Genomic DNA, 15,637 nt, shown 5'->3' on the forward strand with positions numbered 1-15,637 from the left:
TTCCACCTTTTAGCAGCAGCCTTTCGGGCCGCAATTGCACTTCGTTACCTTAACCTTTGTGGACTGTGATTGAATACTTTCGACTTTTACCCCTAAAAAGTCAGCGAACTCCTGATTTGTGAGATAACCGCCCCGTTTTACAATTTTTCCGTCTACGAAAGTAATTGGCAGTACTTTTACTCCCTTGCTGTTCAGCTCCTGCTGTATTGCGCTGTTTTTTGTGTATGCCTGCGGTTCCGAGGATAAATTATGTCTTGTAACGACGATCCCCATTTTTTTAAGATTTTCAATTACGGCTGCAACCCGGATCAGTTCCGGATTTACAGAAGGGCCGCATACTCCTGTGGAACAACACATAGCGGGATCATAAATTTCCATTTTACTCATAATGAAACAGCTCCTTATAAATATATTTCTATAACATAGAACATTATCTATATTATGATTTACAGAATAAATTGTTCTTATTACAGCACAAGAACAATTTAAAAAAGTATTTGCGGAAATGGACTAAATATTTTCCTCTTTACAATTTTTGTCACAGTCATATGTATGGCATATGCAGTCTTCCTTGGAACTGGTTATGAACTTCCAGTACGCCAGAATGTTATTCACAGTCTCCGGATTTAATGTATAGTGCATCCAAGCGCCGTCCCGCGTTCCGTTCACGATCCCGCACTCCGTTAATATTTTCATATGGTACGACAAAGTTGGCTGTGTAATATGAAAGGATTTCAAAATATCACAGGCGCAAAGCTCTCCGCAGGAAAGCATATCAATTATTTTTAGCCTGGTTTCATCCGACAGCGCTTTAAAAAGCAAAGCGTAATCCGCATAATTATTTTCCATATTCGCTCCTTCATATAGATAAGTATCAATATTGATCGTTGTCTATATATTAGCACATATAAATAGTTTGTCAATATTAATATAGATTCAAAATGACTATAAAATATGCATATCCGGAAAGTGCAAAAGCAGGGGATACGCTTTATAAATGAAAAGGCACGGAAGCGAATCTTTGCAAAATGTCAAGCCTTGTATCTCTTAGAAATTGCGAGTATAATAAACCCTCGTGTCAGAAAAAGTTGGAAGGATTCTTGTAATGGACGAAATTAAGCAAATTTACTGTAACGACAGCTATGCCTCTTTTCTTCGCTACTGCGAACTGCATAACTATAAACGGATGTGTGACCTTACGAACTGCCGGTTTGAAGAATTGCCGGAACTCATTCACATTTCTCCAATCCTGCTCAGCCGTATAAAAGCCATATGCGTTCTTTATTTAAAAAAGCACCCGGAATGTCTGGCCGGAGCAAAACCGAAAAAAGCAAAGGCTGCCCCCGACATGGAGGATTTGAAGGATCGGCTGCTTGTCGTTTTTCAACAGAATGCGAATAAACTGATTCACATCTCCGAAATTACCAAAGCGATTGGAAAAGGCGCGAGGCGCAGCGAGATCATTTATGTGCTGGAACATCAAAAATGGTGTAAAATAGTGGACGGTACCACCTTTTTTTATGCCCCTGTGGATTGACGTCCATCATGCAGAGAGCTTTCCGCTCTCTATTTTTTTACCCGCAGCTCCAAAACCGGAATGTTGGAGCTTTGCTCCAATATTGCTTCACCCGCCGCATCATGGTATATTAAAAAGTGCCGATAAAAATCCGGCAGATGAATTTTGTTATATGGGGAAGAAATATGAAAAAGCTGGTTGTTGGGATATTAGCCCATGTGGACGCGGGGAAGACCACGCTGTCGGAGGGGATGCTCTACCGGAGCGGGTGCCTGAAAAAGCTGGGGCGGGTGGATCATCAGGACTCGTTTCTGGACACCGAGACGCTGGAAAGGGAACGGGGTATTACCATCTTTTCCAAGCAGGCGGTGCTTACATTGGGAAAGACGGAGGTCGTACTGCTGGACACGCCGGGCCACGTGGATTTTTCCAGCGAGATGGAGCGGACGCTGCAGGTGCTGGATTACGCTATTCTGGTTATCAGCGGAACCGAGGGCATTCAGGGGCATACCCAGACCCTGTGGCGCCTGCTGGAACGGCACGGTATCCCGACTTTTCTGTTTATAAACAAGATGGATTTAGCCGGAGCCGATCGGGCCGGTCTGCTGGAAAAGCTGAAGCGGAAATTCCATGACGGTTGTGTGGATTTCGGCGGGGAACGGGATTCCTTTTGGGAGAACGTGGCCATGTGCGACGAAACCGTATTATCCCGCTATCTGGAACGGGGCGGGGTGACGGACGGGGAAATCGCTTCCCTGATTGGGCGGCGTAAACTTTTCCCCTGCTATTTCGGCTCTGCGCTGAAGCTGGACGGGATAGATGCCTTTTTGCAGGGGCTGGAACGGTATACCCGATGCCCGGACTATCCGCCCGCGTTCGGTGCGAAGGTTTTCAAGATTACCCGCGACCCGCAGGGCAATCGTTTGACTTATATGAAGGTGACCGGTGGCAGTCTGAAAGTTAAGGCGCTGCTGACAAACCGCCGGGCCGGCCTGCCGGAAGGGAAAATCTGGGAGGAGAAGATCGACCAGATCCGCATTTATTCCGGCGCGAAGTATTTCACCGTGGACGAAGCCGAGGCCGGCACTGTGTGTGCGGTGGCCGGGCTGAGCCGCACCTTTTCGGGCGAGGGGCTGGGGGCCGAGTCCGCCTCGGGAAAGCCCGTTCTGGAGCCGGTCCTTACCTATCAGGTTCTTCTGCCCGACGGATGCGATACGCACGGCGCGCTTTTGAAGCTGACCCAGCTGGCGGAAGAGGACCCGCAGCTCGGGATCGTCTGGAATGAACAGCTGCGGGAAATCCATCTCCAACTGATGGGCGAGGTACAGTTGGAAGTCCTGAAACGCCTGATCGCGGAGCGGTTTGGTCTGGATGTGGAATTTGGCCCCGGCAATATTGTGTACCGCGAAACGATCACGGCGCCGGTGGAGGGCGTAGGCCATTTTGAGCCGCTTCGGCATTATGCGGAGGTTCACCTTCTGCTGGAACCGGGGGAACGGGGCAGCGGGCTTCAATTCGATACGGTCTGCGGCGAGGATCTGCTCGACCGGAACTGGCAGCGGCTGATTCTGACGCACCTAAAGGAGCGGACGCATCGGGGCGTACTGACCGGTTCCCCCCTTGCCGATATGAAGATTACGCTGGTGGCCGGGAAAGCCCATGTGAAACACACCGAGGGCGGAGATTTCCGGCAGGCCACCTATCGCGCGGTGCGGCAGGGCCTGATGTACGCCGAAAGCATCCTGCTGGAACCCTGGTACGATTTCCGGCTGGAAATCCCCGCGGATTATGTGGGACGTGCCATGTCGGACCTTCTGCGGATGTCGGGGAACATTTCCCAGCCGGAGACCGTGGGAAGCGAGGTTGTTCTGACCGGCTCCGTGCCGGTCGCGGAAATGCGGGGCTACGCCTTGGAGATCACGTCCTACACCAGGGGGCGGGGCAGACTGTTCTGCACACTGAAAGGTTACGAACCCTGCCATAATCAGGACGAGGTTGTAGCGGCTATTGGCTACGACGGTGAGCGGGACACGAAAAACCCGGCGGATTCGATCTTTTGCTCCCATGGCGCGGGCTTTGTGGTTAAATGGAATCAGGTGTACAGCCATATGCACGTGGAAAGCTTTTTGAAACCGGAAGGAACGGAAGAACCGGAAGACGCACCGTCAGCCGTAAGGCGCTCCGCGTCTGACGGCTCTCTGGAACAGGACAAGGAACTCAAAGCGATTTTTGAACGGACTTACGGCCCGGTCAAACAGCGATATCTCCCCCGGAAACAGCCCGGGCAGGAGATACAGGAACTTCCGAAGGAATATACCATCCAGCCCCGGGTAACCGGCCCGGAGTATCTGCTGGTGGACGGCTATAATATTCTTTTTGCCTGGGACGAGCTGAACAAAGTGGCGCGGGACAACCTGGGGGCCGCCCGGATGCTTCTGATGAACATTCTCAGCAATTATCAGGGATTCAAAAAATGCAACGTGATTTTGGTATTTGACGCTTATAAAATCCCTCATAATGCCGGTGAGGTCGTCCGCTACAACAATATCCATGTTGTGTTCACGAAGGAAGCTGAAACGGCGGACGCGTATATCGAAAAGGTCACCTATGAGATTGGGAAAAGGCACCGCGTTACAGTGGCCACCTCGGACGGCGCGGAACAGCTTATTATTTTGGGCCACGGCGCCCTTCGCCTTTCCGCAAAGGATTTTCGCGCGGAAGTAGAACAGGTTGAAGGACAGATTGCGGCGATTCTGGATGCGAACGATTGGAAGGGGAAAAGGCAGGCCTTTAATGTCCCAAAGGCCAAAGGGCAGGAAAAAAGCCGGGAGCAGAAGGAAGAGAGATAAAAAGAAAGCACAGGCAGCCAACCCGTATGATCCGGATTATTTGCCTATGCTTTTATGCATTATTATGAATTTTGTTCTGTTTTTTCCTTTTGACTGAATTTAAAGATATCATCGGACAATGAATTCTCCCGAGTAAGATCAATTCCCAAATCAATGCTTAGCAAATACGCAGTTAATTGGAAGGGAATGACCATAAAGAGTGGGGATATCTCTTCATCAATCGTAGCGGTGCTTTTCCCGCTCTGCGCGATAGCGATAAAAAGATCGTTTTTATCGTAGGGCTGCTCATAATTGATAAACATGAGCGGGATAACCAATGTAACAGGCATTTTCAAATATTTTTCATAAATAGCCTTGCGGATGTCCAAGCATTATAGGAAGAACCACAGGCAATCAGAACGATCCTTTTGAAATCGCATTTCACAAGGTTATCCATAAAACTTTTCACGATTTCTTTCCGGCTGTTTAAAATATTTTTACAAACCGAAGGCGTTTCCTTTATGTAATCGTGCATCGTGTAACTTATAGCATTTTCCTTTTCCCAACTTTTTTGTGCTGTACCAGTCGTAAAATGAACTGTTTCCAAGGAAGGCTGATTCTTTAAAAATTTTCCTCGCAAAAAGCTTTGGATTCTGCACAGGCGGCTTCTTCATCGGGGCCTTCAAAGGAAAGGGTAATCTCGTCACCCTTTTTTACTGCCAAGCTCATAATGGCAAACAAGCGCTTCGCGTTGACTGTTTTTCCTTTCGTAGTAAGCGTGATCTCACTTTGATAGGCGGCGGTTTTTTTTGACAAAGCGCCGGCAGGCCTTGCGTGCAGACCTAATTCGTCCTTTATTGTATAATCAAAAGATTTCATGTTTCCCATCCTTAATCTTATAATTTTGCTGAACAGCCGGTAAGTGTAAGCCGCCCGTAAAGTCTTAATTAAAATATATGTGTGTGCTTTATTGTAGAAGCACACACATATTTTATGGTAAGTTGATAAAATAGGGCTTTGCTTTACGAATTAATAATCAAATTGACGGTAATAACGCCGATAAGACAGATCATGCTTTGTATTCGCTTCAAAATGTATAGAAAGCCTCTCCGTCAAAATAGTACTTGTAATCAACGGAGCCAGGAACCAGCGGAAACTTTCGTCAATACCATCCAGTGCAAAATCCTTCGTGTCGATCACGACAAGTTTTTTCGTGTGATCTTTTAAAAATCTTTCTGCCCTTTCATCCAAGGCGCGGGTTTTTCCTTCGCCCTTAACAAGGAATACGCATACGCTGTCATCCACAAGCTCAAGGCTTCCATGGAAAAATTCAGCCGATGTGACAGACTTGGTTTTTATCCACTGCATTTCTTCCATAATACACATGGAAAAAAGATAAACGTCACACCATAGTTCTCCTCCGCCGATAAACATTATGTAGGGTTCAGAATAATATTTCTTGGCAATTTCCGCTGCTCTCGGATCAAATTTTTCTTTTGCTTTCACCAAATCATCAGGGAAATGCTCCAGTTGTTCAGCCAGCTTATCATAGGCATCAAATTCCCCGCGATTATGTAGCAATCTGAAAAACAGAAGCAGAAGCTGGACATATTCAAACTCCACTTCATCATTACTGGCCCTGTTCGGAATGTACCAGTCACTGTATTTTTGCAATAGTGAATTTTCTGAACCCACTACAGCAATGACACGAATATCCTGCTCTTTGCACCATTTTGCCGCTGCTACTGTTTCTTTTGTATCACCGGATTTAGACATCGTTATTACAATAGAATCCTTGGACAGGTTCTTATTTCCTTCCAAAACAAGTTCGCTTGCCTGCTCTATATAAACTGGAAGTGTCGTAAGCTGTTTGGAAATTTTCCCAATTTCGAGCATAACTGCTCTGGTTCCCCCGACCGCAACGAGAAACAAATTTTTAAAGCCCTGTGCGGTTACTTCGTCAGCAACGCTTTTTATCTGTTCCTTAGTGTCCAGAATAAGTTTACAGTTGTTCCTGTATTCTGCTTCGTTAAATTTTAACATTCAATTTTTCCTCCATTATCATTATAATTATTGTTATGCTACTAATTATTGCTATGCTACTGTAAAAATGCCACCGGCTGCGCAGATCACTCCCAGAATGATCGTTCCGAGAATCATCCAGATTACATTAACTTTTTTACTGTTTAGATAATAAAACAGCCATACAAAACCCAAACTCAACATACCAGGCATTATGCCATCCAAAATATCCTGTAATTTCGTCATGGCTTTTCCGACACCAAATGTAATGGGCGTACTGACGGTTACCAAGGAATTTGACATACCACCAACTACCATAACGCCGAGGACCGCGGCAGCAAACATAACTTTACTCATTAACCCGGATTCCTGAATTTTGGTAAGGAAATTGGTACCCAGCTGATAACCTTTCATAGCGCCGAAATATCTCGTGAGGAAATTAGGTACATTGTAAATCAATAAAAACAATAGGGGGCCAAGAATATTTCCTTTCACTGCAAGAGAAACGCCGATCCCCGTTCCTAAGACGCGAAGAGTTCCAAGGAAAATGGAATCTCCCAGACCGGAAAGCGGGCCCATTAAAGATGCCTTAACCGCATTAATGGAGGTAGTATCAAAATCATCCGAATTTGCATTCTTCTCTTCCATAGCTGCCGTGATACCGCCAATAAACGGCGATAAAGCAGAAGTAACATTGAAGAACTCCAGATGTCTCTTTAACGCGGCGGAAAGCTTTTCCGGGTCGTTTTTATATAATTTTTTCAATATGGGAATCATCATGTGCGCAAATCCCATGTGCATCTGGCGTTCATAATTCCAGGAATATTCCATGCTCATTGAACGCCAAAACACTTTTTTGAGGTCGTGTTTTGTTACGGATTTATTAGAAGTCGTCATCTTCCGGAACCTCCTTCGCAAACTGTGATGGCTGTAATTGCATCCATATAAAAATCATGATTAAACCGATAATTGCAATTCCGATTACCGGGATATGTAAATAAGCGGAAAGGACAAAGCCAAGGAAAAAAAACGGGACAACGCTTTTATTCATAATCATTTTGGCAAGCAGTGCAAAACCGATCGCTGGTAAAATACCCGTAGCGATTGTCATGCCGTCTGTAACAACTTTTGGAATGATGTTGAGAAATTCCTGCATTTTGGCGCTGCCGAGCCAAAACGCTAAAAAGCAAATTAATCCGCTGCGAATTACCATGATGGTACCGCTCAAATAATGCATGGCATCAACACCATTACAATTGCCTTTTTCAGCATATCTGTCCGCAATTTTTCCCAGCATAGGTACAATAATGGCACTTTCCAGGTTTACAAACACCAAAGCCAGCATGGAAATAGGAAGAGCAAGAGCAATGGCGGCCTCTGTGCCTTTTCACGTAGAAATTGCAAAAGCCGTAGCCAAAACTCCTCCCGTTATTATATCCGGCGGTATGTAAGCACCGACGGAAACAGCCCCAACAAAGAACAACTCAAGAGTCGCACCTATAATGATGCCTTGTGTGGGATTCCCTAAAACCAATCCCACAAGCGGCCCCAAGACGATAGGACGATCAATCATACTGGTCCCAGACCAATATGTTAATTGCCCAAATGCGGCAACCAATCCAATTAATAGTGCTTGTACTACAACTGTCATAAATTCTCCCCCTTTTAAATTTAGATCACCTTTTCCGCTTTGATTACCTTGTCACTCGGAGTTTGCCGGATTTCGATATTAATATCCCTGCTGATCATTTTTTTGATCAGCTCAATTTCTTCATCATTGGCATAAACCGCTGCGCTCAGCCGCTTTCTGTCGTCTGTCTTTTTTACTCCTCCCAGGTTAACCTCCTTTATTTGGGGACATTTTGCAGTCAGTTTTTCCGCGTCCGCAATCGACTCCACTACGATAAATAATTTATAGGGATCAGTTTTTCCGGAATTAATGGCTTCCGCGGAAGCATCAATACCCTTAATCACCAATTTGACTCCATTGGGTTTGCTTAGTTTCATTGTTGTTTTCCGTATTTCATCATTCACAACGGCATCACATGCAACAAGAATGCAGTCCGCCTGTAGGAACGATGTCCATGAAAAAACAACCTGCCCGTGAATCAGGCGATGGTCCACCCTTAATAATTTAATCATTGCTTTCACCTCCTTATGCCGCGGTTTACTATGCAGTATGTTGCCTTTTAAAAATCCTCATCGTTCTGAGAATCTGCCGGTAACTGATTACAGTATTTTATTTCCTCCTTTGCCACTTCTAAAGCGGATTGAATCTTATCCTCAGCCGATTCAGATGGGTTCGTGACCAGCTCGACCAAAAGAGGCAGATTCATACCGGAAACCAAATGAATTCGATGATTCCGCAGGTAATTCATGAATTCATTGTTTACGCTGCCGCCGAACACGTCTGTAACAATAATCCACTCTTCGTCTGGCTGAATATGTTCAATAAAGTCTTTAATACGCGGTTTCACGTCATTTTCCCCGTTAACATAAGCGCAAATCGTGCTTACATTCGGCTGCTTCCCTAAAATAAGCTCCAAAGCACTTTTGATTCCTTCTGCAAAGGTGCCGTGGGAAGCCAGCATAAATTTCACCAAAATGAATCATCTCCTTTTTGAATAATTGCTTCGTTTATTACTTGATTGAAAGGTCGATCTGCGGATCAATATCACAAAGTCACTTCTTACTTGAATCATTTTTCAAACTCGTCGTTGGCTATATAATCGTAAATATAGGCAATTTCGCTCACGGGGATTTCGACTCCGTAGTGATTCGTGATAACGCTGAAGCTTTCCTTCATCTGCTTAATAAATAACTGCTGGCTGCTTTCAAAGCCTTCCAGATCAAGATGCGTCTCCAGCTGATTCTTCGTTACCAGGCGTTCCACAAGGCAGCTCAAATGCACATAAATGCCTAATATCGTTTCACCGCTCAGCTTTTTGCCCATTAACTGCTGCAGATGATTAACCACCTCTTCAACATAGTCCAGAAGCTTGTCCGCATTTAAAACGGTCAGATACTGCATGACATTCTGCAGTGAAAAGTTTTTCAGGATGTTCCGGTTAAACTGCTGGATTTCTTCTTGTGTAAAATACCGGACCAGGAATGCATTGACTTGTTTAATCTCCTTAAGCGATATGATGTCTTCCAATGCAATAAACGGAATTCCCTGAATATTTGGATTGGATGTCCCGATGATCGTCAGAACATGGTACTTTTTCAGGATGCCGTCCTCGCCGCTGTTCTGTATGAGCTTGAAATTGTTATAGGAAATAATTTTAATCGGAATGCTGCCGGGCAGACTGGAAAGAAACAGTTCCGCCATTTTTTCCGCGGTATGGGTGCTGGTTTCACTGGTGAAAATGATGGCCTCTTCCTTTTTCTGATTAATAATCATTTTGTAGGCAGGCGTCATATTTTCACCCGCGGATTTCAAAATGCTTTCCATATCCTTGCCTTCACAGATTTTATAGCCGACATCAACTGCAAGCCGCGTTGAAACATTATTGATGATTCCGATATTAATGTTTGGAATATCGCTCATTTCATTTCCGATATCTTCAAGGGAGCCCATATCGACAAGCAGGATGAAATCACGAATGACATTAAACTTTTGAATATGCTTTTTCAGCCGTTTTGCAATTTCACCCGTATGGGTATCCATCGACATGTCAATCGCTTCAAATACGTGCTGGCCAATCAGTTTATTTGCGGCTGACGCCATGCTGCTTGCCGTTGAATAACCATGGCAGATGATAATGCCCTCTAAATCGTTGATATGGCCGCCCGCGTTATAGTATTTTACATTCAGCAGGCACAGAATCAGCCCCATGCTGCTCAGCGAGATGTCGAGACTTTGTTTAATAAGCGCCGCGGTTTCCGCAGCAACCATATATTCTTTCGGGAGCTTTTCCCCAAGGAACTTGGCCAGTTCTTCGATCAGTGTATTCCGCTTTGCTTCCCACAGCTTTATTTCCGGATTCACCTGCATTTGCGTATAAATGCTTCTGGACATGATAAAACTGCAGTTGCTCAGAAGCTGAATGTTATACTTGTCTGCAACAAATTCGCAGATATCTTCCATGACTTTTTCAATGGCCTTAATTTTAAGGTCGGTATATTGCTTTTCAAACGCAAGATAATCGTAATAGCTGTTCAGGTTGGCAAATTGAATCTCCAGCATCTGGTTGAAATCAATTTTCAGGTTTTTGTAATCTTCGTAGTTGTTAAGAACAGAGCCATAAAAAGCTGTAATTTTATCGATGGTGTTGTTCGGCGTTACACCATAGAGATTAATCATGTACTTTTCTTCCTGATTACTTAAATCTGTATTCAATTTTGCTGAGGGAAACACGTATTCCGGAAGATGATATAAATAGATATTCAAAGTCTGCTGTTTTGTTTCGCTGTGCAGAAACGCATTGGCACAAGCAGTGCAGATACAGTTTTTAAGCTGTCCGATGTTTCCGGAAAATGTATAATTCATTAAAGTCTGGAACACCTTATTGCTGATGAAAATCTCCCGGTGAATCCGTTTTGCTTCTTTCTTAAAAAAGCCGATAATCATCTCTTCTTTTTCTTCCATGGAACGTTCATCAAGAGCGGGAAGCTTTACAATGATCGGAATACGCTGCAATAATGTGCGCAGGAGCGCCTCGTTCGGATCTTTGGTAGTTGCAAAAATAATTTTTACCTTAGCGTGATTCCTGACGCTGTTTTCACCTAATAAATGATAGATTCCCTTGTCCATGAAGAGGAAAAGCTTTTCCTGACATTCCGGGCTTAAGCCTTGCACTTCATCAAGGAACAAAACACCGCCGTCTGCGCTTTGGATTAATCCCTTATGATCCCTCTCCGCGCCGGCAAAAGCGCCCTTTTTGTATCCAAACAGATTTGCTGTTTCAAGCTCGGGGTTATTGGCATATTCCGAACAGTTGACGGAAATAAACGGGCTGCTGCTTTCAATAATTCCTTCATCCACCGCATACTCGTACATCAGCTGGGCCAAATAACTTTTTCCTGTTCCGCTCTGGCCGGTCAGCAGGATCGGCAGGCCGTTGGGCGGATACTTCATAGCTGCTTTACATTGCTCCACGCAGTAGGCAATCCCGGTGTTATAGCCGACCGCTTTTTGAAAATTTTTCAATTCACTCTTTCCCGTATTCAGCTGATCCGTGAATTCGTCCATGCTCATAAATACGTTGCGGTCGATGCTGATTTCAAAATTTCCATCGATGACTCTTTTATGGAGGAAATAAACCGGTCTGGAATTGATTTTTAACAGTTTATCTTCTTTTACCAGTTCATTTAAATACTGGCTTGCCAGATTGCGGCTGATCCCAATTTTTTCAGAGATATTATTTGCTGTAAAAACATCCATGTTTTTTGGACTGAAATTTTTTGTAAGCTCCATTACATGATTTAGTAGTTCATCCTTTGTGCTTACATACATTTGAATCCCTCCATTCAAAGTCATGTTTTGTTTCTACACCAGATAACAAAACACATTATATTTTTCAACGATGTTTTAGTAAATATTAAATTAAAAATTTAGACACTAACCATTAAAAAACACATAATAAGCTATATATCACAAGTATTGTCGAATAAATTCTCTTAAAATAGACAAAGATTCTTTACTATCGCCACTATTTTATTGTAAATTTCCGGTTGAGTTCCTGGCTGAACCGGTAAAAAGACAGCAAAAAAACACCACAATCGCAGTCAAATCATCCTGCAATTGTGGTGTTATTATAATGCCCGGTGACGGGGGTAACTAAAGTTTTGGATACCCGCATAAAACAAACCAAAGGTTTCTGGTCTACCGCGCAGTACATATTACTACTACGCTAAGCGAAGAACAGAACCGGATAAATACAGTGAAATCAAGGAAGAGATCACTGCCATCTACACTGAAAACAAAGGACGCGTCGGATATCGGAGAATTACATTAGAGTTACATAACCGAGGGTATTGCATCAATCATAAGACGGTTCAGCGCCTTATGAAAGAAATTGGGATTTCGTGCCGTGTAAGAATGAAAAAATATCGTTCGTATAAGGGAGAAGTTGGAAAGATTGCACCGAACCTGTTAGGGCGTAATTTTAAAGCAAAAGGGCCGAATCAGAAGTGGGTTACGGACGTGACGGAATTCAGTCTGTTTGGGCAGAAACTCTATCTGTCGCCAATTCTCGACCTATGCAGTCGGGATATTGTAAGCTATACAATCTTTGACAGACCGGTTTTGTCTATGGTTACCACAATGCTTGAAAGTGCATTTGAGAAGATTCCGGACAGAACAAACCTAATCCTCCATTCCGACCAGGGCTGGCAATATCAGCACAAGAAATTCCAGCGCAAGCTCAAAGCGAAGGGTGTTCGCCAAAGTATGAGCCGCAAAGGAAACTGTTTAGATAATGCCGTCATGGAAAACTTCTTTGGCTTTCTAAAAAGTGAATTGTTCTATCTGCAAGAATTCGATTCTCTTGAACATTTCAAAGCTGAATTAATTGACTATTTGGACTATTACAACAATCGCCGAATTAAGGCAAAACTAAAAGGCTTGACACCTGCTCAGCACAGACATCAAGCCCTTTCGGTTGCTTAAATAAATATTTGTCTAACTTTTTGGGGTCATTTCAGGAGCACATGCCCTGCTTACGAAGCAAACTGATAATGAGTGACCGGTTGAAACCCTGAATGGTATCCTGATTGATTCCTTTGTTTAATTTTTTCATTTTACACCAAACCTATATAAATAAATTGAATTAATTAATATCTCAATTTAATTATATCTATTCTATGTTTCTTGTCAATCATGAATTTTCATTTATTTTAAGAAATACTTGCTGTAGCAATACGATTGTACATATGCCAAAATCCAATCCAACTATTCCCATTGAAAGGCAGGTGTGGCTGTTCTTTGCATCGAAAACAGAGGGGGGACTCTTTTTTCCTTTATGCGCAGCAGTATTCTAATTGAAGTAAGAAGGATTGACTTATAAGTTATTAAAAAAATTGTAAATTGGAAAATACCCCTTTACAAAAATGGGAACCAATGCTATAATAACACATATCAGTTGCGTATGGAGGCTAAACTCCATATAAGGGGGCAGGTGGCAATACACCTGTCCCTGCGTTTTTATTAAACCAGAATACCAAAGAAACGCGCCGGAACTTCCGGCGCGTTTCTTTGGTTGAATAGGAAATAATCCATTTCGGCTCTGCTGAATCCTTTCGTATCGCCATAGCCGCCGTTCGGCATGAACCGACAAACTTTGCAATTTTAAAAGCATTATGGCGAAACAGAAAGCTTCTGTATTCTTATCCATGCCCCGCTGTTCCCCAAAAGGAGGGATTATGAGATGCGGTAATTGATGACTGCGTTTTCGCCGGCAACCACATTTCCGGAAAGCGTGGAAAGATCTTTCACGCGGTCCGGATTCGTAATGATGCAGGGGGATACCGTTTCCAATCCGTTTTGACGGATGAATTCAAGGTCCATCCTGATGACCCGGTCGCCCACGGAAACATGCTGGCCTTCCTTTACAAAGCAGGTAAAGCCCTGTCCTTTCAGCTCTACGGTGTCCAGCCCAAGATGCATCAGCAGTTCAACGCCGTCGTCCCGGCAATGCAGACAGCGTGCAGGGTATCGGCAATCTGAACGATTTTTCCGGACACCGGCGCGAAAACATCCCCGCTTTCCGGCAGAATGGCGATTCCGTCTCCCAATACTTTTTGTGAAAAAACCGGGTCCTTCACTTCTTCCAAAGGAATTACGCGGCCGGTCTGCTGAGCCATGATGCTGTGTTTCTCCGAAGCTTTTTTATGGAATAACCCCATTACGATTTCCCCCCGATAGTGGTTTTTTTGCAGCGCCCGATTCCGAAATGTACGGAAAATCGGGCGCTGTGAATTTTTTAAATATTCTGTTCGCAAAATTCTTGCAGCTTTGCGCAGTCTTCCTGCTCCTGTGCGCCGATTATCTCAAATACGAGTTTCTGATCCTTCTTTGCGCCGAGGGCCATAACGGAAAACAGGCGCTTCGCGTCCGCTGTTTTGCCGTTCAGTACGATCTTGATATCGGAGCTGCATCCCTGCGCGAACTTTGTCAGCATTCCTGCCGGGCGCGCATGCAGGCCCACCTCGTCTTTTATTGTATACTGGAATGTCTGCATTTGTAAGTATTCTCCTTATAGGTTTTTCTTATTTCTATTTTTGGATCAGCCGAAAGCCCATGCCGTCGGTAATATAATCGAGATACTGCATCGAGCCCTCGTCAATCTGTCCGACAATATTGACTTTCGGTTCCGGCTCCAAATCTCTTCGGGCAATTTCTAACTCGCCCGAATAGCGAAGATAGCCTTCGTTCCCGACGGAAATACTGCCCCTGCCCCTTGGTTTGACGCTTTGCGCGGGGAACAGCTTCCCCTGTGACGCATAGGCTCTGGATTCCTGCGAACGGATGACATATTCGCTGGAATCCGGGCGGTCATGATGGATTTCATCCGTGATAAAACGATATTCAGGATCAATTTCGGCCTTCAGGCTGACGTATCCCTCCGATAATTCTTTAACACCACGCCACGCCTCGTCGCTGATGTCGATGTCGCCCACCAGACAGATATCTGTGTGGCAGTCCTTTATCAGTTGAAGCATGCTGAACAGTACGCCGGTGCCGCGGCTTGTTTCCACCGTTGGAAGACCCATGTGAAGGGGGCCGCGCAGTTCTTTATCCCCTGCTGCGAATGCCATTGTCGTCATCCCAAGCCTGCGCAGATTGTCGTTCATGCTTCGTGTTTTCTCAAGGGACAATCCTGTTAACGGCTTGGGGTAAAAATTATGACAGGCGCTGAACCGGGTGAAATCCGCATTCCGTCTTTGAAGCTCGCGTATGTCCTGCTCGCGGAGGGTGCTGGCGTTGAATACAATATTAAAATTTTCGGATAAATCCATTATCTCTTGATAAGTAAATCCGTAATCAACGCGCAGATGGGAAATCGAGGTCTGCTTTAAATCCGCAAAACTCGCATATCCCAATTTTTCAAGCGTTCTCGGGCCGATATCCACAATCAGAGAGATCGAGCTGCTTTTGCACAAAGCAAGCAGCTTTTCCGCCTCCTGAACGTAATTGTTTACGCTTTCTTCCGGAATATGTAAAGAGGTAAATGCATAGCTTATCTTTGCCTCTCGGGCTTTCGCGATAATTTCTTTGTTTTTTTCATAGCCTGTGCCCAGATAGAGAGAAATTCCAAACTGATTCATC

At 44.5% G+C, this 15,637-nt stretch carries 13 protein-coding genes and 3 pseudogenes; 3 read left to right on the plus strand and 13 right to left on the minus strand.

The genetic code is table 11. The annotated features are described in order from the left end of the window. Positions 1-9: 9 nt before the first annotated feature. Both arsD and OUY18_RS03870 read right to left on the minus strand, forming a co-directional pair. A complete protein-coding gene (arsD, locus tag OUY18_RS03865; RefSeq protein ID WP_268057399.1) occupies positions 10-387 on the minus strand; it encodes an arsenite efflux transporter metallochaperone ArsD in 378 nt (125 codons plus the stop codon). A 123-nt stretch (positions 388-510) separates the two neighbouring features. Further along, entirely contained in the window at positions 511-849 is a 339-nt protein-coding gene (locus OUY18_RS03870; protein WP_268057400.1) for an ArsR/SmtB family transcription factor, read from the minus strand. 256 nt (positions 850-1,105) lie between these two features. Between OUY18_RS03870 and OUY18_RS03875 the strand changes: the two genes are divergently transcribed. Further along, positions 1,106-1,537, plus strand: coding sequence for a hypothetical protein (locus tag OUY18_RS03875; RefSeq protein ID WP_268057401.1), 432 nt, complete (start codon positions 1,106-1,108; stop codon positions 1,535-1,537). 164 nt (positions 1,538-1,701) lie between these two features. After that, complete coding sequence (locus OUY18_RS03880) at positions 1,702-4,365, plus strand: translation factor GTPase family protein (protein WP_268057402.1); 2,664 nt, start codon at positions 1,702-1,704, stop codon at positions 4,363-4,365. Positions 4,366-4,427: 62 nt separating this feature from the next. On the opposite strand, the gene OUY18_RS03885 is transcribed toward OUY18_RS03880, so the two are convergent. The 8 genes and pseudogenes from OUY18_RS03885 to OUY18_RS03920 all read right to left on the minus strand — a co-directional run bounded on the left by OUY18_RS03885 (position 4,428) and on the right by OUY18_RS03920 (position 11,824). Further along, a complete protein-coding gene (locus tag OUY18_RS03885) occupies positions 4,428-4,733 on the minus strand; it encodes a hypothetical protein (RefSeq protein WP_268057403.1) in 306 nt (101 codons plus the stop codon). Between the two features lie 232 nt (positions 4,734-4,965). Next, positions 4,966-5,223: an HPr family phosphocarrier protein gene (locus tag OUY18_RS03890; protein ID WP_268057404.1), complete on the minus strand. Its 258-nt coding sequence runs from the start codon at positions 5,221-5,223 to the stop codon at positions 4,966-4,968. 150 nt (positions 5,224-5,373) lie between these two features. Next, on the minus strand, positions 5,374-6,387 hold the full coding sequence (locus tag OUY18_RS03895) for an SIS domain-containing protein (RefSeq protein ID WP_268057406.1): 1,014 nt from the start codon (positions 6,385-6,387) through the stop codon (positions 5,374-5,376). Between the two features lie 51 nt (positions 6,388-6,438). Next, positions 6,439-7,263 carry a PTS system mannose/fructose/sorbose family transporter subunit IID gene (locus tag OUY18_RS03900; protein ID WP_268057407.1) on the minus strand — a complete coding sequence of 275 codons (825 nt, stop codon included), beginning with the start codon at positions 7,261-7,263 and terminating at the stop codon, positions 6,439-6,441. Beyond that, a pseudogene (locus tag OUY18_RS03905) lies at positions 7,250-8,017 on the minus strand (PTS mannose/fructose/sorbose/N-acetylgalactosamine transporter subunit IIC). Before OUY18_RS03905 ends, OUY18_RS03900 begins: the two are co-directional and overlap by 14 nt. Positions 8,018-8,037: 20 nt before the next feature. Next, positions 8,038-8,508, minus strand: a complete 471-nt coding sequence (locus tag OUY18_RS03910; protein WP_268057409.1) for a PTS sugar transporter subunit IIB — start codon at positions 8,506-8,508, stop codon at positions 8,038-8,040. 47 nt (positions 8,509-8,555) lie between these two features. Then, positions 8,556-8,966, minus strand: coding sequence for a PTS sugar transporter subunit IIA (locus OUY18_RS03915; protein ID WP_268057568.1), 411 nt, complete (start codon positions 8,964-8,966; stop codon positions 8,556-8,558). Between the two features lie 98 nt (positions 8,967-9,064). Beyond that, positions 9,065-11,824, minus strand: coding sequence for a sigma 54-interacting transcriptional regulator (locus OUY18_RS03920; RefSeq protein ID WP_268057410.1), 2,760 nt, complete (start codon positions 11,822-11,824; stop codon positions 9,065-9,067). A gap of 357 nt (positions 11,825-12,181) precedes the next feature. Between OUY18_RS03920 and OUY18_RS03925 the strand changes: the two are divergent. Next, positions 12,182-12,979: pseudogene (locus OUY18_RS03925) on the plus strand (IS3 family transposase); the annotation flags it as partial. Between the two features lie 750 nt (positions 12,980-13,729). On the opposite strand, the pseudogene OUY18_RS13850 reads toward OUY18_RS03925, so the two are convergent. The 3 genes and pseudogenes from OUY18_RS13850 to OUY18_RS03945 form a co-directional block, all read right to left on the minus strand. After that, positions 13,730-14,214 (minus strand): annotated as a pseudogene (locus OUY18_RS13850) (PTS sugar transporter subunit IIA). Between the two features lie 77 nt (positions 14,215-14,291). Further along, the gene (locus OUY18_RS03940; protein WP_268057413.1) at positions 14,292-14,549 is read right to left on the minus strand and encodes an HPr family phosphocarrier protein; all 258 of its coding nucleotides are present in this window, start codon (positions 14,547-14,549) and stop codon (positions 14,292-14,294) included. A gap of 34 nt (positions 14,550-14,583) precedes the next feature. Further along, a complete protein-coding gene (locus tag OUY18_RS03945; protein WP_268057414.1) occupies positions 14,584-15,636 on the minus strand; it encodes a MupG family TIM beta-alpha barrel fold protein in 1,053 nt (350 codons plus the stop codon). Position 15,637: the final 1 nt, after the last annotated feature.

The organism is Caproiciproducens galactitolivorans, from assembly GCF_026672255.1.
Taxonomy (GTDB): Bacteria; Bacillota; Clostridia; order Oscillospirales; family Acutalibacteraceae; genus Caproiciproducens; species Caproiciproducens galactitolivorans_A.